Source organism: Algoriphagus sp. PAP.12 (assembly GCF_026652115.1).
In the GTDB taxonomy this organism is placed as follows: Bacteria; Bacteroidota; Bacteroidia; order Cytophagales; family Cyclobacteriaceae; genus Algoriphagus.
Genome location: NZ_JAPPSQ010000015.1, coordinates 80022 through 100063 on the forward strand (window position 1 = coordinate 80022; position 20042 = coordinate 100063).

Annotated in this window: 22 protein-coding genes; 3 read left to right on the forward strand and 19 right to left on the reverse strand. The window is 39.0% G+C overall.

Features of this window, described 5'->3' with window-relative positions:
- Window positions 1-183: 183 nt before the first annotated feature.
- Complete coding sequence (locus tag O0V13_RS16515) at window positions 184-915, reverse strand: DUF4397 domain-containing protein (RefSeq protein WP_268036079.1); 732 nt, start codon at window positions 913-915, stop codon at window positions 184-186.
- Window positions 916-1096: 181 nt separating this feature from the next.
- Between O0V13_RS16515 and O0V13_RS16520 the strand changes: the two genes are divergently transcribed.
- Window positions 1097-2575, forward strand: a complete 1479-nt coding sequence (locus O0V13_RS16520) for a pyruvate kinase (RefSeq protein WP_268036080.1) — start codon at window positions 1097-1099, stop codon at window positions 2573-2575.
- Here O0V13_RS16520 and O0V13_RS16525 read toward each other — a convergent pair.
- The gene (locus tag O0V13_RS16525) at window positions 2572-3036 is read right to left on the reverse strand and encodes an acyltransferase (RefSeq protein ID WP_268036081.1); all 465 of its coding nucleotides are present in this window, start codon (window positions 3034-3036) and stop codon (window positions 2572-2574) included. The two genes, O0V13_RS16520 and O0V13_RS16525, sit on opposite strands and share 4 nt — an antisense overlap.
- Window positions 3033-3725, reverse strand: a complete 693-nt coding sequence (locus O0V13_RS16530) for a DUF4386 domain-containing protein (protein WP_268036082.1) — start codon at window positions 3723-3725, stop codon at window positions 3033-3035. Before O0V13_RS16530 ends, O0V13_RS16525 begins: the two co-directional genes overlap by 4 nt.
- 170 nt (window positions 3726-3895) lie before the next feature.
- On the opposite strand from O0V13_RS16530, the gene O0V13_RS16535 reads away from it, so the two are divergent.
- Window positions 3896-4930: an NAD(P)-dependent alcohol dehydrogenase gene (locus tag O0V13_RS16535; protein ID WP_268036083.1), complete on the forward strand. Its 1035-nt coding sequence runs from the start codon at window positions 3896-3898 to the stop codon at window positions 4928-4930.
- Here O0V13_RS16535 and O0V13_RS16540 read toward each other — a convergent pair.
- The 4 genes from O0V13_RS16540 to O0V13_RS16555 all read right to left on the reverse strand — a co-directional run bounded on the left by O0V13_RS16540 (window position 4856) and on the right by O0V13_RS16555 (window position 10764).
- The gene (locus tag O0V13_RS16540) at window positions 4856-5431 is read right to left on the reverse strand and encodes a Crp/Fnr family transcriptional regulator (protein WP_268036084.1); all 576 of its coding nucleotides are present in this window, start codon (window positions 5429-5431) and stop codon (window positions 4856-4858) included. The two genes, O0V13_RS16535 and O0V13_RS16540, sit on opposite strands and share 75 nt — an antisense overlap.
- 146 nt (window positions 5432-5577) lie before the next feature.
- The gene (locus O0V13_RS16545; protein WP_268036085.1) at window positions 5578-7986 is read right to left on the reverse strand and encodes an alpha-L-rhamnosidase-related protein; all 2409 of its coding nucleotides are present in this window, start codon (window positions 7984-7986) and stop codon (window positions 5578-5580) included.
- A gap of 33 nt (window positions 7987-8019) precedes the next feature.
- Window positions 8020-9690 (reverse strand): carboxylesterase/lipase family protein, encoded by a 1671-nt coding sequence (locus O0V13_RS16550; protein ID WP_268036086.1) that lies wholly within the window; start codon window positions 9688-9690, stop codon window positions 8020-8022.
- 141 nt (window positions 9691-9831) lie between these two features.
- Window positions 9832-10764, reverse strand: a complete 933-nt coding sequence (locus O0V13_RS16555; protein WP_268036087.1) for a TolB family protein — start codon at window positions 10762-10764, stop codon at window positions 9832-9834.
- Window positions 10765-10907: 143 nt separating this feature from the next.
- Here O0V13_RS16555 and O0V13_RS16560 point away from each other — a divergent pair, with 143 nt between their 5' ends.
- Window positions 10908-11633: an NUDIX hydrolase gene (locus tag O0V13_RS16560; RefSeq protein ID WP_268036088.1), complete on the forward strand. Its 726-nt coding sequence runs from the start codon at window positions 10908-10910 to the stop codon at window positions 11631-11633.
- Window positions 11634-11672: 39 nt separating this feature from the next.
- Here O0V13_RS16560 and O0V13_RS16565 read toward each other — a convergent pair whose 3' ends face one another.
- From O0V13_RS16565 to O0V13_RS16620, 12 genes are all read right to left on the reverse strand, one after another.
- On the reverse strand, window positions 11673-12599 hold the full coding sequence (locus tag O0V13_RS16565) for a DMT family transporter (RefSeq protein ID WP_268036089.1): 927 nt from the start codon (window positions 12597-12599) through the stop codon (window positions 11673-11675).
- Window positions 12600-12602: 3 nt separating this feature from the next.
- A complete protein-coding gene (locus O0V13_RS16570) occupies window positions 12603-12989 on the reverse strand; it encodes a DUF2255 family protein (protein WP_268036090.1) in 387 nt (128 codons plus the stop codon).
- A 6-nt stretch (window positions 12990-12995) separates the two neighbouring features.
- Window positions 12996-13976 carry a PQQ-dependent sugar dehydrogenase gene (locus O0V13_RS16575; protein ID WP_326492740.1) on the reverse strand — a complete coding sequence of 327 codons (981 nt, stop codon included), beginning with the start codon at window positions 13974-13976 and terminating at the stop codon, window positions 12996-12998.
- A complete protein-coding gene (locus tag O0V13_RS16580; RefSeq protein WP_268036091.1) occupies window positions 13977-14201 on the reverse strand; it encodes a hypothetical protein in 225 nt (74 codons plus the stop codon).
- A gap of 102 nt (window positions 14202-14303) precedes the next feature.
- Window positions 14304-14534 (reverse strand): tautomerase family protein, encoded by a 231-nt coding sequence (locus O0V13_RS16585; protein ID WP_268036092.1) that lies wholly within the window; start codon window positions 14532-14534, stop codon window positions 14304-14306.
- Window positions 14535-14681: 147 nt separating this feature from the next.
- A complete protein-coding gene (locus tag O0V13_RS16590; RefSeq protein WP_268036093.1) occupies window positions 14682-15080 on the reverse strand; it encodes a (R)-mandelonitrile lyase in 399 nt (132 codons plus the stop codon).
- Window positions 15081-15091: 11 nt separating this feature from the next.
- Window positions 15092-15454 carry a cyclophilin-like fold protein gene (locus O0V13_RS16595; protein WP_268036094.1) on the reverse strand — a complete coding sequence of 121 codons (363 nt, stop codon included), beginning with the start codon at window positions 15452-15454 and terminating at the stop codon, window positions 15092-15094.
- Window positions 15455-15561: 107 nt separating this feature from the next.
- On the reverse strand, window positions 15562-16749 hold the full coding sequence (locus O0V13_RS16600; protein ID WP_268036095.1) for an NAD(P)-dependent alcohol dehydrogenase: 1188 nt from the start codon (window positions 16747-16749) through the stop codon (window positions 15562-15564).
- Window positions 16750-16770: 21 nt separating this feature from the next.
- Window positions 16771-17244: a cupin domain-containing protein gene (locus O0V13_RS16605; protein ID WP_268036096.1), complete on the reverse strand. Its 474-nt coding sequence runs from the start codon at window positions 17242-17244 to the stop codon at window positions 16771-16773.
- A gap of 36 nt (window positions 17245-17280) precedes the next feature.
- A complete protein-coding gene (locus O0V13_RS16610; RefSeq protein WP_268036097.1) occupies window positions 17281-17868 on the reverse strand; it encodes a sugar O-acetyltransferase in 588 nt (195 codons plus the stop codon).
- A gap of 134 nt (window positions 17869-18002) precedes the next feature.
- Entirely contained in the window at window positions 18003-18929 is a 927-nt protein-coding gene (locus O0V13_RS16615) for a helix-turn-helix domain-containing protein (RefSeq protein WP_268036098.1), read from the reverse strand.
- A 146-nt stretch (window positions 18930-19075) separates the two neighbouring features.
- Complete coding sequence (locus O0V13_RS16620) at window positions 19076-19933, reverse strand: aldo/keto reductase (RefSeq protein ID WP_268036099.1); 858 nt, start codon at window positions 19931-19933, stop codon at window positions 19076-19078.
- Window positions 19934-20042: the final 109 nt, after the last annotated feature.

The window sequence follows — 20042 nt, forward strand, 5'->3', positions numbered from 1 at the left end:
ATTTGAATCAAAGTATCCTTAATAATGGAGAGGAGCTTAATCACCCTATTTTTGATATGGAAATTTTGGTTTGGCCTAGGATGATTAGGTTAGGAATGGAAGTTTAATAAAACGTAGACTCCAAAAAAAATGGACAAAAAAAATCCCGAACCATAGGCTCGGGATTTTTTTGGATCTACTTGATTAGTAGTAGTTAATATAGTTGGTAATTAATTGTAAGTCTCTTTTTGTAGTGGCTTCAGTGCTGGTGCTTAGTCCTTTCAAAACAAAAGTGTAAACTCTATTTCCTCTAAGTTCTATACTATTTGCCGTCAATAAGGTTTCATCGGTTTCAACAGATTTTACCTCTACAGTATAAATGTCTGAAATCACATCCGAGAATTCTGTAGCACTTCCGAAGGCAACCGAACCAGTTATTGGGTCTTCAACCTCAGTGATTTTCAAATAGACCTCGTCGGTATCTGGAGAAAGATGAATCAATCTGACCTGAGCCGAATCTGCCACAGGATCATTCCAGCTATCTTCGACTAGAATCGCATTCAAGTTGTCAACTTCATCCATGACATACATGGAGTAAACAGCATCTTCTTCTAAGGTAAAGTCCTTCTCCAAAAGAGAAGTTGCAGAATTGAAAGTGGAAAATTTGAAGGTTCTCTCACCAATGTAAAATGGACTGTAAGCCAAAACTTCCGAATAATTCAGAGGATAATTGTTGACCTTGTTTGCATTTGCGTAGATGTCCATGGCGGGAGCATCTGGTGATCCTTGATAGATTGAGATGTAGGCAGCGGGTGGAGTCTCAGGAGTTTCCAGATCATCTAAGCATCCTGTCATCAGTACTGTGGTACTCAAAATCCCTGCGGCCATTAGGCTTTTGGATTTTAGCTTTTTCAAAGAAGTTAAACTTTTAAGCATTTTGTTGGTATAAGTTTTAATTCCTCTCCGAGACGTAACATTTTTTAAAAGCGCTTCAAATCAGTATGAATTTTCTAAGAAAGAGTTTTTAACTTTCTGATGAACAAGGATAAATATGGAGATCTAAATACCTGCAGTTAATTGTTTTAAAGGATAACGTATACCGGAAGATAAAATTCTCATGAATCAAGATTTGGATGAAATTAGAGAAGGTTTAATCAAGCTTGAAAGTGAAATGAGTCATGTAGATCAGGTCTACGAAGAGCTATTGAAAACTATACATCCCAATCACAAAAGTTCTGCTGAAAATTTTTTGAAATATCTGATTCTTCGAAAAACAGATATTCAACACCTTCAATTGCTCTTGCACAAAAATGGACTCTCCTCTTTGGCTAGTAGCGAAAGTCATATCCATCGCCAAATTCAGGTTACCCTAGAAAGAATTGGACAAGATTTTCTGGAAAATCAAAAGGGAACAATAGAATCTGGACAATCGAAAATAAAAAATGCAAGCAAGGAGTTGTTTGGAAAGCCACAAATAGGTTGGCCTTCTTCTGTAATGGTTACGATAGATTCAGCTTTTTTAGGGGAGAGAAAATTGATTCGAAAATTGCTGGAAAAAGGAATGGGGATAGCAAGAATCAATTGCGCTCATGATGATGAGAAAAAGTGGGAGAAAATCATCGAATTAATTCGGGAGGAATCCGAGCAATCAGGAATTTCTTGTAAAATCCACATGGATCTCGCAGGGCCAAAAATTAGAACCAATTTGTTGAAAAAGGGAAAAGAAAAGGGAAGGGTGAAATGTAAAACCGGCGATAAAATCTGGTTGTCGGATTCTGGAAAAGGATTTTCTGAAAATGATATTGTAATCAGTCCAAATGAAAAAGGAGTGGTTCAAGCACTTAAAATCGGAGACTTAGTTTTCATTGATGATGGTTTGATTGAGGCTAAAGTTGAAAAATTAGAAGATGGGAATGCTCAATTGCTTATTCTCAGGAACTCTTCCAAAAAGAGTCGACTCAAAGCTGAGAAAGGAATTAATTTTCCTGATTCTGTCCTCTCAATTCCTGCATTAACTGAGTTTGATCGAGAATGCCTGCCTTTTGTGATGAAACATGCCGATACGGTCGGTTTTTCCTTTGTTCAGAGGCCAAGGGACCTTCAGTTATTAAGAAATGAAATGGAGAAGATTTCCACAGTTACTCCAGCTATAATTTTAAAAATAGAGACAAAAGATGCTGTCAATCATCTTCCTGAATTATTGCTTGAAGGGATGAAATCTCCTTGGTTTGGAGTCATGATTGCTCGTGGGGATCTGGCTGTAGAAATTGGTTTTGAACGAATGGTTGAGATTCAGGAAGAGATTACATGGCTTTGTGAGGCAGCACATGTGCCTACTATTTGGGCCACTCAAGTCTTGGAAAACCTCCATAAATCAGGAGTGGCTTCTAGAGCAGAAATTACAGATGCTGGACATGCTGTGATGGCTGAATGTGTCATGATTAATAAAGGAGATCATACTTTGGAGGTTCTGAATTCCCTCAAAGAAATTGCTATAAGAACACATTCGTTAAAAATGAAGAATAGGTTGACCTTCAGACCTTTGAGAATCGCTGGTGAATTTTTAAATCAATTGGATCAAAGTCTGAACCACTAAAATAGGTTGTTCAACTGTATGCTTACCCCGAAATAATTTTTGATTGCATAGGCTCCCAAGTAGCAAATCCCAATCAACAAGAGGTTGCTAGTTGCTCGTATCCACCAGGCTTTGCTAGCAAAATTTACTCCTAAGAAATCTGTAAATAGAATAGCCAGCCCCATAAAGGCAAACCACCAAGAGAATAGAAACCTTGTTTCTCCCCGATAAAGGAATGTGACCAAATCATGGATACCACCGCAAAAAACAAAGGTTAGAAGCAATGCAATCCCTTCAGGGCTTGCCTTTTTTAAAGGTTTAAATATTTTGTAGGCTAAGAAGTAGCCGAAAATAGGATTCCAATGATTCCAGAAAGTTCGAAAATCTTTTGCCCCCAATGAACGCTTAAGCATATTTCGCAAAGAGTTTGGAGCACCCATAGGTACACCATTTCTTTTGAGTATATAGGCCGCTAAAGTCATATTGTTGGTTCAAAGGATGAAATTTCATTCCTGCACTTTTTTATCCCGTTCCAAAGCAGATAAATACATAAAGTAAGTTCAGTAATTACTGCAGTGCTCAATAGTAAGATTTCGGTGAGATTCCCATAAGCTGGAAATAGGAATTGAGTGAAAGAGTCTACAAGGTAGGCGATTCCAGCAATTCCTACCGTCCAACCAAGGATTTTTGAAAACCATGAGCTTTTTACCATCATAAATGCCAATAAAATACAACACACCCCAAAAGGAATTCCTGACATAAGATATCCAAGTCTATGAGCTTCCAAGCTAGAAAACAGAGTGTTTTGAGTGATTGAATCTATTGGTACTAGGATACCCTCGATGAGATTATTCAGATTGGTGCCGATCATCGCAGCTTGAACAATTCTGAAGGCTGCGGTTAACAGGGAAAGCTCTGGGAAGTCGTTTTTAAACAAAACCCAAAATACCCAAGCCAATCCGATATCTGCCAATACCATGACCATGTCAGAAGCGATTCCTATTCGAAGAAAGAATGAACTTGATTCCCAATTTTGAATAGTATTTGAAATTTGATCTGGGCTGAAAAATGCTTCTCTAACCCCCAATTCGCTGAAAAGTCCGGTAAATATTACTATGAGATATAATATTCCAGCAGTTAAACATTGATTTTTACGACTTAATGATTTCATAGCTTGTTGATTTTTGTACAAGTTTAGAGGGGATTTGCTTCGCTCACATTGACTTCGGTTAAGAAGTGATTTGATCTTCTTTTTTGACTTTTTCACGATCTTAACCCAAGTCAATTTTTGAGATTCTTGTGCTTTCTAGTTTTGAGTCATCAATCAAAAACAAAAACATCATGAAAGCATTTACTTTTAAAAAATACGGGGAAGCTTCAGTGTTGAATATGCAGGAACTTCCAAAGCCAACACCTAAATCAAATGAGATACTGGTAAGAGTTATAGCAACCTCTGTAACTGCAGGGGATTGGAGAACCAGGAGTGGAAAGCCTTTTGCAATTCGTTTGTTTGCGGGTTTGTTCAAACCAAAGAATCCTGTTTTGGGTCATGAATATGCAGGTGTGGTAGAACAAGTGGGAGAGGAAGTAAAAGGATGGAAACCGGGAGATAATATTTTTGGAGGAACCGGATTGGAGTCAGGTACTTATTCGGAATATATGTTGATTGATTCTGAAAAAGCGAAGGAGAAGATTCCTGAAGGAGTCAGTTTTGAGGAAGCGGCCGTAGTTCCCGTTGGTTTTATGACAGCCTATGATTTTTTGAAAAAAGTAGATATAAAACCCAATATGAAGGTTTTGATCCATGGGATTTCAGGTTCTGTTGGATCAGCAATGCTTCAATTATTAAAATTGGAAAAAACTCATGTTACGGGAGTTTGTAGCTCCAAGAATGCTAATTGGGTGAAAAGAATGGGAGCGGACAAAGTGATTGCCTATGATCTAGAAGACATAGAAAGAAACTTGGAAAGCTATGATTTGATTGTCAATGCTGTTGGAAAAACCTCTTTTCAAGAGTTAAAACACTGCTTGGTTTCAACTGGAATTTATATCGCCATTGATGCTGCTGGTTCTGATTACATAGATTGGGCAAAAGGAAAAATGCTAAAGGATAGCAGAAAGATCATTTTAGGAGTAGGAAATCAATATCAAGAAGATTTGACTCGGATTCAAAGGCTTATGGCAAAAGGATCCATTCGTCCTCATTTAGATAGAATTTATTCTTTCGAGGAATTACCTGCCGCCCATGATTATGTGCAAAAAGGAAGAAAAGCTGGTAATGTGGCAATTCGAGTTGAGAATTCAGCCCCTTTTTTCAGCCAGTCGTTTTCTAATTCTGCTCAAGGATTCGGGCTTGACACCGAGGTAAGAGGCTAGAATGTATTGGGGAACTCGATTCAATAATCCTGGTCTTTCGTTTTGAAGATCGAGATATCTCTGTTCCGGTGATTTGATCATATAATTGGCCAGAACTTCCTGGTTTTTACCAAATTCCTGTTCAATCGAAATCCTGCAAATTGATTCAAATGCCGGTACCCTTTTGATTAATTCTTGCTCCTTTTCAAAGTTGAGAATAGTCAAGGTGCACTCTTCAACGCATTCTAAATAATGAGGGGAAGGTGTCTGATGGTGGTAGCTGGATAGGGAAGCGATAGGATCTCCTTCGGTAAAAAACTGAATGGTCTTTTCTTCTCCATCGATTAGGTAATAAAGTCTGACCAGTCCTTTTAAGTTGAAGTATGAGTCTTTGGCAATTTGACCTTGTTTCAACAAAACAGTTCCTTTTGGAAAGGTCTTGATAGGTATCAATTCATCAATAGCCTTTGCGTCCTCCTCACTGAGAGGGATTTCAAAAAGTGTAGAGCTTTTTATATCCATGTTTCAAATTACAAAAAATCAAAATTAAACCCAGAGTGCTTGAACTCTGGGTTAAAAGGTTCAATAGGAAATAAATGGTTGTTTTCATTAAAAAAATACCACAATTGATAAAAACCAATTGGGGTAAAGAAGTTAAGTATTAAGTCCTATTCTTCCAAAGAGATTGTATTGGCTCCTCCATTTAATGAGTGCCTTTTTCCTTTGAATACAAATGTTCCACCTATCCCGGTTGGTAAATTAATGGTGGCAGATTTAGCAGATTCCAAATCATAGGAAACCTCAATTTCTCCATTTGGATGTGGCATTTTACCTGAAATTTTGGTGAATTCACCCAAATGTGGTTCAATGATTACTTTGCTAAAACCTGGTCCATCACTGTCAATTCCCAAAATCGTTCTGTAGAATTCAATATTTGGACTGGAACCCCAGGCATGACTGTCTGATCTAGTTTTGTCTAGGTCGGATGTTTCTGCCCAAGTGGTCAATCCTAAGTCAATTGCTTTTCTCCAGACATCCAAATAGGAAAGATATTCATCCCCTTTGCCAACTTCTACCATCGCCTGATGGATGTAATACTTAAAGTAAATGGTAGCTTCCACCATTTCGTTTTCCAAAGCAAGCATTTTATCACCTATAGATCTGGCTTCATTTCCTTCAACCAAACCGGCAAGAATAGCTAATCCATTCGCATGTTGTGAATAGACATCTTTTTCTGATCTGTCTGCAAATAATCTCTTACCTGCATCCCAATATTTTCTACGGATAGTTGCCTTCAGTTTTTCAGCTTCCTCTAAGTAGGTAATGCTCAATTCTTGGATTCCCAAATGCTTTTCAAGATCTGCGGCGTATTGTAGCGCCAAGACCATTTGAAGATCCAAAATTGCTGAATTGCCATCAGCTCCAATAGGAGGAATGCCGGGGCCCCATTCCGGACCTGTTGCCCAGTCTACAAAGGACCAAAAGGGAAGGGTTCCCAAGGAACCATCATCACCCTGTACGCTTTGGAAATACTGGATCACAGATCTGGCAGAATTCAATTTGGTTTTCAAAAATTCCAAATCGGTTCCATACATTAGGTAATCATGAAGCATTCCCACATACCACATGGAGAAGGGAGGAATATATTGGGGGCTCGCAGATGGATAGCGACTGAAAGTCACACCTTCCGGTTGCTGGGAATAAGAAATCTGGTTGATAGAGTTTTTGGCAAGTCTGTCATCACCTGCATTGTAGTAGGAAATCACCATCTGGATTCTACCATCGCCGATGTATTGAAGTTGCTCATAATAAGGGCAGTCCAAATAGGAGTCAACTGCGCAAAGCCGGGCAGTTCTCCATCCGATTTCCAAGATTTTTTGGAGTTCCTGATCATCCGAACCGAACTCAGCTTTCATTTCGAAAGGGAAACCTGTAAACATTGCTTCCATCCCTTTGAGAGTCAAAGGCTCCTCTTTGGTCTCAATATCCAGTTGAATATAGCGGTAAGTTCTATAGTTGAGGCTGGTGAATTCTTGGTTGTCACTACCATCTGTAGTGATTTCATCAAATCTTCCAACCATCGTTTTTCCTTCGATTTCATCCCGGTTTCCCTTGGATCTTTCTTCTCCATACAAAGCCTCCCCATACGTGATTTTCACAGTGGCATCTTTGCCTTTTGCGAACTTAAAGGTGGGGTAAGCATTGGTGAGATAAGTTTGATCTAAAAGAATACTAACTGTTTTATTGGAAGGGATTTCAATGGGTGAATTCCCGAAAGTTCCAGTGGCTACTTCAATACCCTCTGCTTTTCTGATTTCTGGGTTTTTCTCGGGAGAAAACTCAAAGGTTGGGATACCGGATGGGATCAACATCCAGCCCATGGGGGCTCCGAAAGCCCCCACTTTGGATTTGGGTACACCTGGGAAAGATGCTTGAGCTGCAGGCCAAGATTCATCATTTAGATCAGGAGATTGCCAATCTTTAATATAGTTCTCCATTTTGATGTCTTCGCCTGGTCCAGCAGCATAATATCCATAAACCCTTACTTGAATAGGAGAGTAGGCTCCGTCTTTCATGGCTTTCCAGGTATCATTTGTAGCAATAGCCGAGGCTTCTCCCTCTCCATCCAAAATGAAGCCTGTTCTTAGGGAAATTTGGGCTTCAGCTTTTCGAGGTCCTTCATTCCAAACTTTTGCTGCAATGGTATTTTTCCCTGCTTTCAAATACTTGGAGATGTCATAGGTATCAAAAAACCAATGTTCCACATCGTTTCTGGCTGGGCCAACGCCTATGAATTGTCCATTGACAAAGAGGCGATATTTGTTATCTGCAGAGACATGAATGATGTACTTAGAGGGCTTGTTACCTAGGTCGAAATTTTTCCTAAAAACATAAACACCATAATCTGTGGGATTGCTCTCAGCTGCAGAAATCCATCTTGCATTCCAGTTTTTTGTCAAAAAATCCGTACTGATTTCTTGGGCATTTCCATACTGAATATTGAATGGCAAAATCCCAAGCAAAATCAACCCCGACAAGAGGAGGATTTTTTCTTTGATTTGTTTAAATGAAATCATATTGAGTTTAGGTTTTGGGTTTATTTGATAAAATCAACTTGTAACAAGCTTTCCGATTTTTCTCCAGACATCCAATTCCTCATGAAATCGATCTTCAATGACTTCACAATGAGCATCGATTCGCAATGTTCGACGAGTTTCCAAATTGTAAGCAGGCCAAGTGGGTTCGCCTTTGGCAAATGGGATTCCTGTTTTGGCAAAATTGGTCCAGTAGGCTGCGAAATTGTGGGAGGCTTTATATCGGTCTGGTTTACTACCTCCAAATCCCATTCGAGGTGCCTCACCTTCTTTCGGAGGCACTTCATTGTTGAATTTAAAAGAAATATCCATGGCATGAGGTGTCCCCATTTCGTAGTCAGTTCCGGGGATTTTCATGTCGGACTTGTAACCGAAATTATAGAGATAAACGGGGGCTCCGCCTTGTTTTGCTTTTTTCTCTGCAATCTCAATGGAGCCTAAGCCCATCATATTGATTGATGAAATGGCAATAAATATCTCGGGGGCCGAAGCTTGAGGATTTGCCTTTCTGTAAGTTTCTACAAGCTCAATAGCATTTTCACCGATAGACCCTTGAAGTCTTTCGGTGATTTCTTCAAAATTCATTGAAAATGGAGCTACATCACGGCTTTGCCAAACGAAGAAATTGTACTCGTCTTCATTCCATCCTACCAAAAGAGGTTTGTTTTTCGAGATTTCGACCGCTTTGGGGTCGAATGGATGGTGAGGCAATACTCCACCATCTACCACCGGTCCAAAACCCCATATCGGTGACTCAGAAACAGGTCCATTGAACTTGGGTTGGAAAGGAGGAACTGTCGGGATGGCGTTTTGGATTTCCAACAATTTTTCAGCAGGGATATCCAGCAGTTTTTTCCAGTCACTTTGAACAATTTCCAGCTTTCCAAGGACGGTTAACGTGGTTTTTTGTGCCTGCTTTTTGCTCAACATTCTCGCTCCCGGACCGCTTTCTATGGAGGTTTTGTTGAAATAGGGAGCTGCCTCAGGCATAGCATAGAGACATGCTGTCTTTCCTCCTCCTCCGGATTCTCCAAAAATCATCACATTGTTGGGATCTCCTCCAAAATTGGAAATGTTTTCGTGAACCCATTTTAAACCTAAGGCAATATCCTGGACTCCTCGATTACCCGATCCTATATATTCTCCTCCAGCTATTTCATCTAGGTAGAGAAAGCCTAATAAGCCTAATCGATGATTGGTTTGGACTACGACTACGTCAAAGTTTCTGGCCAGATTAGCACCGTCCTGTCCCCCCGATCCTCCCGATCCGATGACATATCCTCCACCATGACTATAGAACATTACCGCTCTTTTCTTTCCATCATTGGCAGGAGTCCAAACATTTAAGAAAAGACAATCCTCAGAAGGAGCCGGTTCACCTCGTCGGGCTGCTTGAATGGCCGGAGGTCCTAGTTCTAATGTATCTTTGATTCCAGTCCATGATTCAGGAGGTCCAGCTTTTTTGAATCTGTTGTCACCTGAGACTTTTCCACCGTAGGGAATACCTTTGAATGTATTTACTCCATCAATTCTGGATCCCCGAACCAATCCATAAATCGTGTCTGAAGTTACAAATTCATCCCACTCTTTAGAACGGGAAAAGCCTGAAAACGGAAGTGCTAAAAGAACTGCTGAGGCTGAGATTTTATGGATAAAGTCTCTCCTGCTGGATGAAATTTTTTTCATATAAAATAAGTAAGAGGTATTATCTTATTTTTAGATAATACTTCATAAGATAGAAAATAGTGAATGATAACTCTGTCCTGTACTTGCAGGGTCCATTTATTAGACTTTCTGATTTTCGAAGAGGGAATTTTTGAAAAAATTCTATTCTAATTTATAGCTTACAAATGCGATTTTTTTGCTGTCTGGACTCCAAGAAGGGACATTGATTGTTCCTTGACCTCCAAAAAACTGTGGAGTTAAATCTTTTATTTCTCTTGTTTGAAGGTTCATTAGTCTGAGTCTTACCTGTTTTCCAAATGGGTGACCCTGCTCTTGGTCTTCCATATATGAAATGTAGGCAATCCATTTCCCGTCAGGAGAAGGGTGAGCAAACCAATTAGAATATTGATCAAAAGTCAATTGTTCTGGATTGCTTCCATCTGCATCAATTCTCCAGATTTGCATTTTGCCAGTACGATAGGAATTAATATAAATGTACTTTCCATCCGGAGAATAATCTGGTCCATCATCTAGGCCTTCGGTTTCAGTCAATCTAGTCTCTTCTCCACCATTGATACTGATGGTATAAATGTCATAATTCCCATTTCGCTCACCCGTATAGGCTAATCTATTTCCATCTGGACTCCATCCATGCCAGAATGACATTACTTCAGATGTTATTTTTCGCGGATTTCCACCCGTAATTGGCATGACGTAAACCAAAGATTTATAGGATTTGGGGGAGGGGTCATTTTTATCGTTGTGACTTATTGCAAGCCATTTTCCATCAGGAGAAATACCGTGATCATTATTGCAAGCGTTTGCAAATCCTGAATCCAAATGTTTCATGGATTTGGTAGCCAAATCAAAAGTGTAAAGGCTGCCTAGACTATTCAGAATTAAATAATTGTCTGGATGCCAGTTGGGTGCTTCAAAATGCTTCTCAATAGTTGCCAAAGTGTCGATTTCCCCTGAAAAAATATCCACCGTATGAATGTAGCTTGTGGTGTCCATATCCTGCTGGGAGTAGGACATCAAAGGTGTGAATGAAATGATAAAGAATAATACCAGATTTAAATTGACTTGGAGTTTCATGGTTTTGAAGGGTTTAGGAGTTAATTGCTTGAAAATTTAATCAATTTTTCTTATTATCTAAAAAATAGATAATAATATTACTTGTGATTTATAAGGAGTTTTTAATTTAGATTTTAACATATTGAAATTTAGAATTTACTAACATGCCCAAATTTGATATCAACCTTTTTATCGCCCACCTGTCCATTGACTGTGTAGTATTTGGATATGAAAAGGGAGAGATAAAAGTGTTGCTATCCAAACCTACTTATGTGAAAGGGTTTTGGTCTCTTCCTGGAGGTTACATTCTGAAAACTGAAGGAATAGAGCAAGCTGCGTCGAGAATTTTGACAGAAAGAACCCAGTTGAAAAACATTTATTTGGAACAATTTAAAGTGTTTGGTTCTAGGGAAAGGAATATCGAAAATGAGCAAAAGGAATTGATCAAAGCTGGTCTCAAGGATTTGGACGCAGATATATTTGATGAAGAGGTGGTTTCTTGGATGACAGAGAGGTTTATCAGCATTGGTTTTTATGCTTTAGTAGACATAAAAAAGGTCAAACCTCAAACTGGTTTTTTGGAAGATTCACTGGTTTGGTATTCTCTTAAAGAAATCCCGGAATTGACCTACGATCATTCTTTCATTCTAAATCAAGCATTGGAAGCATTGAAAAGAGATTTGGATATCAAATTAATAGGGTTTAACCTACTTCCTGAAAAATTCACAATGAAGGAGGTTCAGCATCTTTATGAGGCTGTCTATGAGAAAAGTTTCCCCATGAACAACTTCCAAAAGAAGATTCTTGCACTGAATACACTGGAGAGACTAGAAAAGAAATTTACAGGTGCGGCAAACAAAGCACCTTATCTATACAGGATTAAAAAATAGTTTTTGAAAATGAAAGGATTTCATTCAAATAGGCAGAAATCATAGCCTTACTTTAGTTGATTCAATATTTTTATTTTTCGAAGAAACAGTCACTAAATACACTCCAATTATAACAAGAATTGTTGCCAAAGGCTTGTCCCAGGTAAAAATGTCTTGTCCTGCTATAATTGCGACAATGGAAGCCACAATTGGCTGGAGGTTCATAAATATGCTTACAGTACTAGCCTCCAATCTTTTTAAGGAGTAGGGCATGAGAAAGAACGCGAATGTGGTTGAGAAAATCAATGCAAATCCCAAGAATAAATAAGCTTTTAATGTAGCTGATTCTGAGTAAATTACCTGCTCTGGTAAAGATTGAAAACTAAAAGGGAAAGCTGCGATAGCAGAAACTAGAAACATCCATTTTGCGATAGTAACCGGTTGGTATTTAATTGATACTTTTCGAGTAATAACCAAATATCCAGCATAGGAGAGGACACACATTAGAGCAAATCCAATTCCTAGCAGGTTATTTCTTCCAGAGCTAGTTTGAGTTTGACTCAAAAGAATAATCAAAAATGCTCCCGAAATACTAATAAATACGCCTATCAACTTTCTAGCCGGTAATGATTCCTTTAAAATCAAAGCAGACAACAATAATACAACAACTGGAGTCAAAGCCATTAATAAAGAAAAAATGACAGGAGTGGTATAAAGCAAGGCCTGTGAAAACAAGAATTGCGTTCCTATGAATCCCATTAAACCACCTGCTAAAATGGATAAATAGTCTTTTTTGTCAAGTGTGCGGTCTTTAAAAAATGATCCAATCAACCAAAAAATAGCGGCTCCAAAGAACATCCTGGTAACAGTATATCCAATTGGATTCATCCATTCTTCCATTAATGCTTTTGTAATAGGAATATTCAGGCCAAAAATGGTGTTAGCTGAAAGAATGGCTATCAGGCCCTGCTTTTTCTCCTGGTCCATTAATTATACTCCTGGAAGAATTTGAACTGTTGCCGCCTTAGATCGGTCACTGATCATTGAATTAAGATAGGGACTACCAGCATATTTTTTTCGATACGCCTGATCAATTTCTTCATTGATATTTCCTTCGATAGGTTCAAATCTGACCTTTTTCTCCATTCCAGCAGCGGAGATTTTACCAGCTTTTTGTTTCAATGCAGATTGGTACCAACGGGATTTTTTACCATAATATGCTCTGACAAAAAGCTGGTTGTTTACAGATACATTCCAGATCCATGTTAATGTGCCGAAGGTTTTCCCATCTTCTCGAAAAGGAGCAATGTGAAAATTGTCTTGTTGGGATATTTTCTGGATTTCTTGTTGAGTTAGTGTAGTAGATAAGTCTGACATGGTATATTAAATTGGCTTTTTAGTGATTTTATAGAGTCTTCCCTTTTCGTCATCTGTCAATAGGTAAATAACTCCATCGGGCCCTTCGGTGATATTCCTAAATCTTTGTTTTTCGTCTGTTAATAGTTTTTCTTCTCCCATGACTCTTCCAGTTTTTGGGTCTAATTCCAAACGTGCGACATACATGCCGCGTAACATTGCCACAAAAAGATTGTTTTTCCATTCCGGAATAAGCTTTCCTGAGTAAAATGAAATTCCACTTGGGGCTGTAGCAGGATCGTAGTAATAGACCGGAGAAACCATTCCTACTTGTTGAGTAATTTCTGTTCCGTTAACTGGAGAACCATTGGATTCTATTCCATAGGATACGATTGGCCAACCATAGTTTGACCCCTTTTTTATTTGATTGATTTCATCTCCTGCCCAGGGTCCATGTTCTGCTTCCCATAGTTCATGGGTTTCTGGGTGAAAAGCTAAACCTTGGGGATTTCTATGTCCAACAGACCAGATTTCTGGAAGAGCTCCAGCTTGTCCTTCAAATGGATTTCCTGGTGCTGGATTACCTTCTGGTGTGATTCGGATGATCTTGCCCAAAGCAGAGTCTACCTGTTGGACTTTTTCTCTTCCATTTCTAAACCTGTCACCAAAAGTGACTAAAAGCATGCCTTCTGAGTCAAAAAGAAGCCTTGAGCCAAAATGGAAGCGGCCTCCGGAAATAGGCTCAATCTCATAGATCACTTTCACATTTTCAATTTTTGATTGATTGGGAGAAAGTGTTCCGGAGGCTACCTGATTCATTGCCTCGCCATTTTTGGTAGAAACATAAGTCCAGAATACTTTTCGATCTTTTTCAAATGATGGAGATAGTTTTACGTCAAATAGGCCTCCTGATCCCTCATATCTTACAGGAGCTATTCCCAGCAATGGAGGACCTACATTCCCTTCTTGGGAAATTATCCTAATTCTACCCGGTTTCTCACTGATAATCTAGTTCCCATTCGGTAGGAAGTCCATTCCCCAAGGAAAACTAAGTTCGTCAGTTACCATTGAAACTTGATAGTCTGCTTGGGTAGAAATGGATGGTGCCCTAGTTTGGTTAGGAAACTCAGGATTTTGATCTGGAGCTTCTTTGGTGTCATTTTGAGCATTAGAATTGATAGCTGAAATCAAAAATCCAAATACTATGAATAGGATGTAAAGGGTCTTTTTCATGGTTAAATGGGTTTGTGTTTACAGAATAAATTACAAAAAAATGTACTTATGGTCTATATTCCACCAATAGGTTGTTTTATGAAAATCAGGTTGCTCCGGAGCCTAATCAAATGAATACCCTGGCTCTTTGATTAAAATTTCTTTGTTGGACATGATTGAGTTTGGATACAAATCATTTCTCCATTCATCCATGCTGAATTCTTCAATAGAGACTGAATAGGATTCATCTCCCATTCCAATCACTTTTTGAGCAGCTTGGATGATTTCTTTTGTCAGCCGTTCTTTTTGCTCTTGGCTTTTACCTTCAAGTATTTTTATTTGAAAATGTGGCATAGCTTAATTTGATTCAAGAGGTTTGAACTTGGTTCAATTTCCTTTTAAGAATTAATGGTGATTAACAACTTAAAGTAACTCCCCTTTATGGTTAGCTTGGATTTAAGAAAAAGAACCAAGTTCAATTATTCTCAGATCGTTGAAAGCTTATTTAGCATTGTACTGCTCTTCGCTTACCTGTTCCATCCAAGTGACTACCTCACCATTTACTTCTTCTTGAACAGCAATATGGCTCATCGCACAATTTGCTGAGGCACCATGCCAGTGTTTTTCATCGGGTTCGAAATACACGACATCTCCTGGTCCCACCTCGATGATCGGTCCATTTTCTTTTTGGACCCAGCCCAAACCGGTTTGGATAATGATGGTCTGTCCTGCAGGATGCGTATGCCAAGCAGTTCTTGCTCCTGGTTCGAAAGTAACCAAAGCTCCCTGGGCTACTGTTTTAGGTTGTTTTGGGAATACAGGTTCCACTCTTACTTGTCCTGTAAACCATGCTTCTGGTCCTTTGAAAGATCCGCGAGTTCCATTCTTTAAGATTTCCATGGTTATGAGATTTAGATTTTAATAATAGTTGCTTTTTCCGACTTGGAAAGAGCTTTGACTAAGCCGTCAATATCTTCGATTTTTCCCATAGGGATCAATCCTGATGCATATCCGGCGTCCTTATAAAAAAGCGCCACATCACCCCAAGGTGCATAATACATGATGTCCCCTTTTGAAGGTTTTGCACCTGAGGGTGCATTTTCTTTTGAAAGCTTTTTCGGCGGATAAAAGATCTTCTCCAATCCGGCAAAATCTTCGAATTCTACTGAGAAAGGAGCCTGATCCAACAAACTTTGGGAAGTAGGGTTGGAGTCTAATTTGATTTCAAACTTTTGGTCTCCAACTTGAATTAGAAGTTTCAAAGATGATTTCATTGGTTTTTGAAAGGAAAAAACCTCTTCAGAAAATGGGATTGAACTTGTCAAAATAAAAGCCCCGGTGAGGACAATAGCCAAAATCCAAAGAGGTTTCATTTTACATTTTAGAATGTGGCAGCATCGATCACATATCTGTATCGTGCTTCCTTGTTCACTACTTTTTCCCAAGCCTCATTGATCTCCTCTCCGGAAATAATTTCAATGTTTGGACGAATATTGTTATCTGCACAATAATGTACTACTTCCTGTGTTTCTGGAACCCCTCCGATCAAAGAGGCATTGAAGTTTACTCTGGCAAAAGATAGCATCAAGTTATTGATTTTGATCTCGGAATTGATAGGCATTCCAACCAAAGTAAAGGTTCCATAAGGCTTCAAGCACATGATGTAAGGAGTCACGTTGAATTGGTATGGAATGGTGCAAATCATATAATCCAATGTCTTTCCATAGCCTTGCATAGACTTGTATTCTTCATCCACAACAATCACTTCCTTCACACCCCAAGACTTGATATCTTCTACTTTGTCAGCAGTGGTAGTGAACGCGTAAACTTCAGCACCTTTAGAAACTGCAATTTTCACAGCAAGGTGACCCAATCCACCGATTCCTGCAACTCCCACTTTGTCACCAATTTTGAAATCTGCTTTCATCAGAGGAGAATAGGTGGTAATCCCAGCGCAAAGCAAAGGAGCTGCTTCCTCAAAGCTGATATTTTCTGGTATGTGGACTGCAAAATGATCTCTAACAACGATTTTGTCAGAATATCCACCTTGAGAAATTCCAGTTGGTTCATCCTTGGTAGGGTAACCATATGTAAAGACGGTTTGTCCTCTTTCACAGAATTGTTCTTCACCGTGGGTACAGCTGTCACATTCCATACAACTATCTACCATGCATCCCACTCCAGCTCTATCACCAACTTTAAATCTGGTTACATTTTTCCCGACGGCAGAAACGATTCCAACAATCTCATGTCCCGGAACTTGAGGGTAGATTTGTTTTCCCCAATGTCCTTTTTCCTGGTGAATGTCCGAATGACAAATACTTGCGAACTTGATATCGATTAAGATGTCATCATCCCCTACAGGGCGTCGTTCAAATTCAAAAGGACTCAATTTTCCCGATTCATCGGTAGCGGCATAGCCACGGGTTTTAATGTTTTCATTCATAAGGGTAGAGTTTTGGTTACTAGTTGGTTTAGCAATCAAGTCAATGGGGTTTCCCAAAGTCAATGCTGCGCCTGCAAGAGCAGATTTTTGAAGAAATTTTCTCCTTAGATTTTCAGGTTCCATGCTTGGTTCAAAAGGTTTGATTTATTTGTTGTATTGTTCATCGGTGACAGCTTCCATCCATTCTACAATACCTTTTTCAGTGTTTGGAAGAACATAAAGTTGCTGCATCCCCACTTCATGACTCGCACCATGCCAATGTCTGACATTAGGTGGACAAATGGCCACGCTTCCTTTTTTCAATAATTCTTTGGGTTGTCCTTCGATTTGATGATAGCCTTCACCGGATGTGATGATCAGGATTTGTCCGGCTGGATGACTGTGCCAATTACTTCTGGCACCAGGTTCGAAATAGACATTGCCGATCAAGGTGGTCAAAGAAGTGTCACTGGGTACGAGTCCGTAGTTGTAGGCATTTCCGGTAAAAAACCTTTCGGAGCCTTTTTGTCCTTGAGGAAATATGGCATCCACTTCATTCTGGGTGCTTTTCTGAGCAAAGGCAGAAAAAGAAAATCCTACTATTGCGAAAAGAAGGAATAGTTTTAAGGCGATTTTCATAGGTTATTCAAATTGAGTGTATGATTGGTTAAACAATTATTGGGAAATGCTTTTTAGAGTTTTGGCAGGAATACCACCGACAATGGTGTTGTCAGGAACATCTTTGGAGACTACTGCTCCTGCTGCGACAATTGAGTTTTTTCCAATGGTAATTCCCGGTAGGATAGTTACCCCTGCACCAATCCAAGCATTTTCACGGATAAGAATTGGAGCTGCGATCATCCCTCTTCTGGTTGCAGGATCTGTAGGATGATTTTCTGTCACTAATTTGACTTGAGGACCGATGAGAACATGATCTTCGATTGTGATTCCTCCCAAGTCCAAAAATGAGCAGCCATGATTGATGAAAACATGCTTCCCTAATCTGGTGAACTTTCCAAAATTGATAGTAAATGGTGGGAATAGGGTAGTAGATTCATCTACAGGTGAATTGAATATCTTGCCTAAAATTACCCGTGCTAAATCTATGTCTCCGGAGTTGTTCAATTCTGCCACCCACTTAAGTGATTGAACACATTCTTTATTGATTATTGTGAATGCCGGGTCAGAAATCGGTAGAACCGTTCCTGAAGTTAGTTTTTTATAGACATTTTGAAATTCACCGTATTCAAATTGATTCTTCATAGATTTTACCTTTATCATTTTGAACTAAAACAAAGGTACTTCCTATCAAATCATTTGAATAAAACTATTCAAATCAGAACTTAAGAAAATCAAACATGCTCTTTTTATAGTTTCAATTTGGAGCAATAATGCAGCTAAGCAATACTTTCTCGTAGAGATTTTGGATTGGTTCCTACATGCTTTTTGAAGAAATTATTAAAGTAGGTTGGGTACTCAAATCCTAATGCATACGCAATCTCGCTGATATTCCAGTCGGTATGCTGCAGCATTGCTTTAGCTTCAATCAAAATCCTATCTGCAATGTGTGCGGATGTTGGTTTTCCTGTGATTTCCTTTACTGCCCTATTTAGTGAATTGACATGAACAGAAAGAACCTTTGCATAATCTTGTGGGGTGCTAAGTTGGAGTGGGCTATCGGGAGTTTCTATTGGAAACTGTCTTTCCAAAAGTTCCAGAAATACGGAAGTCAATCGTGATGCTCCGCTTTTGTGGTTGACAAAATTTTCTGAAGGCTTCATTTTTAGCGCTTCATGGAAAATTAGATGAATGTAATTTCTAATCAAATCATCTTTAAATGCATAATCAGATTCCTGCTCTTCAATCATTTTTTCAAAAATGCTATTGAGGTAGACTCTCTGCTCTTCGCTGATTCGTAAAATCGGAGTTCCGTCTATTTTAAAAAGAGGGGATTGTAGTAAGCTTTCATTTCTTTCGGTCTGGTTCAGAAATTCCTCAGAAAATAAACAGGTATAACCCACGTATTTGGTGGAAAGCGTTTCCCAGGAATAGGGGATGTGCGGATTGCCAAAAAATAAAATCGTCTCTTCCTCGTGGTAGCTTTTATCCGAATAATTAATGATGCTTTTCCCAGTTGTCAGGCAGATTTTGTAAAAGTCCTTTCGGCTATAAACCCGCGTGGCGGCACCATCACTCTCTATCTGAAAAGCGTTAAATCCTTTCAATTTGAGTTGATTGTTGTATTCTGAGAGAGATCGGTCTGATTTTGAAAGCATATCTAAAGTTAAGGAATTCAAATCATCCATTGTTCTTTTTGTGCTCATGAAATTCAATTTTTATGATCGGAGGTGAGGTCATGATCAAGAAAACAAAGGATTTGGCCTCAAATATAGTTTTAGCTTAAAAGCCTGAAATGACTTTGTCAGATCAGGCTTTGGGTTGACTCCTAAATAGAGTGATCGGTTAATAATTACTTCGCATAAACTGGAAACATGCTGGCGTCCCCATAATGTTCGATTTTCTCCATGCTTATTAATTTCTCCAAATCTTCAGTCGATATAGTGAAATCAATAGCCGCGTTAGATTTCATGTGTTTTGGATTGGCTGTTTTAGGAATAGGAAGAAGTCCTAATTCGACACAATAGCGGATCGCTAACTGAGGAATAGATACCTCGTATTTATCAGCAATAGCTTTGATTTCTTCATTTTTTAGGATTTCTCCATGTCCAATCGGTGAATAGGCTTCGACCAAGATGTCCTGGGCATTGCAATAATCAATTAAATCCTGAGGAGTATTGCTGATATGAGCTAGGATTTGGTTGACCATTGGTTTTACCGTAGCTGTTTCCAGAATGTTTTCTATATCGGATTTTTCAAAATTGGAAACTCCAATTGATCTGATTTTTCCTGCTTTATATGCTTCTTCCAAAGCTTTCCAAGCCTCTTGGTTTCCTTTAGCAAAACTTTCGTCTCCGAGGAAGTCCGCCCAAGGTTTTGGGCTATGGATGATCATAAGATCGATGTAATCCAACCCCATTCTTTCTAAAGATCCTTCGATGGATTGAACTGCTTCTTCATAAGATTTTACCTCAGCTGCCAGTTTGGTAGTGATAAACAATTCTTTTCTATCAATTCCACTTGCCACAATTCCCCTTCCGATTCCTGATTCGTTTTGATATGCCTGAGCTGTATCGATATGTCTGTAACCGATTTTTAGGGCATCAACCACCGCTTGCACAGAGTCCTCATCACTTATAAACCATGTTCCCAATCCCAATTTTGGGATTTCGACTCCATTTGATAATGTATAATTTTCTTGAAGTATCATTTTAATATCAATTTTAGGTTTGACTTATTTTGATGATACAAAGGTAGGGTGTGGGTAAATGCCTAAATAAAACATTTCAATCTGAAAATTAATAAAATCAAACAAGTCG

What these genes read in the sequence shown, in the direction of transcription:
- O0V13_RS16515 (WP_268036079.1), bottom strand. Translation starts at nt 915, where the DNA reads ATGCTTAAAAGTTTAACTTCTTTGAAAAAGCTAAAATCCAAAAGCCTA.
- O0V13_RS16520 (WP_268036080.1), top strand. Translation starts at nt 1,097, where the DNA reads ATGAATCAAGATTTGGATGAAATTAGAGAAGGTTTAATCAAGCTTGAA.
- O0V13_RS16525 (WP_268036081.1), bottom strand. Translation starts at nt 3,036, where the DNA reads ATGACTTTAGCGGCCTATATACTCAAAAGAAATGGTGTACCTATGGGT.
- O0V13_RS16530 (WP_268036082.1), bottom strand. Translation starts at nt 3,725, where the DNA reads ATGAAATCATTAAGTCGTAAAAATCAATGTTTAACTGCTGGAATATTA.
- O0V13_RS16535 (WP_268036083.1), top strand. Translation starts at nt 3,896, where the DNA reads ATGAAAGCATTTACTTTTAAAAAATACGGGGAAGCTTCAGTGTTGAAT.
- O0V13_RS16540 (WP_268036084.1), bottom strand. Translation starts at nt 5,431, where the DNA reads ATGGATATAAAAAGCTCTACACTTTTTGAAATCCCTCTCAGTGAGGAG.
- O0V13_RS16545 (WP_268036085.1), bottom strand. Translation starts at nt 7,986, where the DNA reads ATGATTTCATTTAAACAAATCAAAGAAAAAATCCTCCTCTTGTCGGGG.
- O0V13_RS16550 (WP_268036086.1), bottom strand. Translation starts at nt 9,690, where the DNA reads ATGAAAAAAATTTCATCCAGCAGGAGAGACTTTATCCATAAAATCTCA.
- O0V13_RS16555 (WP_268036087.1), bottom strand. Translation starts at nt 10,764, where the DNA reads ATGAAACTCCAAGTCAATTTAAATCTGGTATTATTCTTTATCATTTCA.
- O0V13_RS16560 (WP_268036088.1), top strand. Translation starts at nt 10,908, where the DNA reads ATGCCCAAATTTGATATCAACCTTTTTATCGCCCACCTGTCCATTGAC.
- O0V13_RS16565 (WP_268036089.1), bottom strand. Translation starts at nt 12,599, where the DNA reads ATGGACCAGGAGAAAAAGCAGGGCCTGATAGCCATTCTTTCAGCTAAC.
- O0V13_RS16570 (WP_268036090.1), bottom strand. Translation starts at nt 12,989, where the DNA reads ATGTCAGACTTATCTACTACACTAACTCAACAAGAAATCCAGAAAATA.
- O0V13_RS16580 (WP_268036091.1), bottom strand. Translation starts at nt 14,201, where the DNA reads ATGAAAAAGACCCTTTACATCCTATTCATAGTATTTGGATTTTTGATT.
- O0V13_RS16585 (WP_268036092.1), bottom strand. Translation starts at nt 14,534, where the DNA reads ATGCCACATTTTCAAATAAAAATACTTGAAGGTAAAAGCCAAGAGCAA.
- O0V13_RS16590 (WP_268036093.1), bottom strand. Translation starts at nt 15,080, where the DNA reads ATGGAAATCTTAAAGAATGGAACTCGCGGATCTTTCAAAGGACCAGAA.
- O0V13_RS16595 (WP_268036094.1), bottom strand. Translation starts at nt 15,454, where the DNA reads ATGAAATCATCTTTGAAACTTCTAATTCAAGTTGGAGACCAAAAGTTT.
- O0V13_RS16600 (WP_268036095.1), bottom strand. Translation starts at nt 16,749, where the DNA reads ATGGAACCTGAAAATCTAAGGAGAAAATTTCTTCAAAAATCTGCTCTT.
- O0V13_RS16605 (WP_268036096.1), bottom strand. Translation starts at nt 17,244, where the DNA reads ATGAAAATCGCCTTAAAACTATTCCTTCTTTTCGCAATAGTAGGATTT.
- O0V13_RS16610 (WP_268036097.1), bottom strand. Translation starts at nt 17,868, where the DNA reads ATGAAGAATCAATTTGAATACGGTGAATTTCAAAATGTCTATAAAAAA.
- O0V13_RS16615 (WP_268036098.1), bottom strand. Translation starts at nt 18,929, where the DNA reads ATGAGCACAAAAAGAACAATGGATGATTTGAATTCCTTAACTTTAGAT.
- O0V13_RS16620 (WP_268036099.1), bottom strand. Translation starts at nt 19,933, where the DNA reads ATGATACTTCAAGAAAATTATACATTATCAAATGGAGTCGAAATCCCA.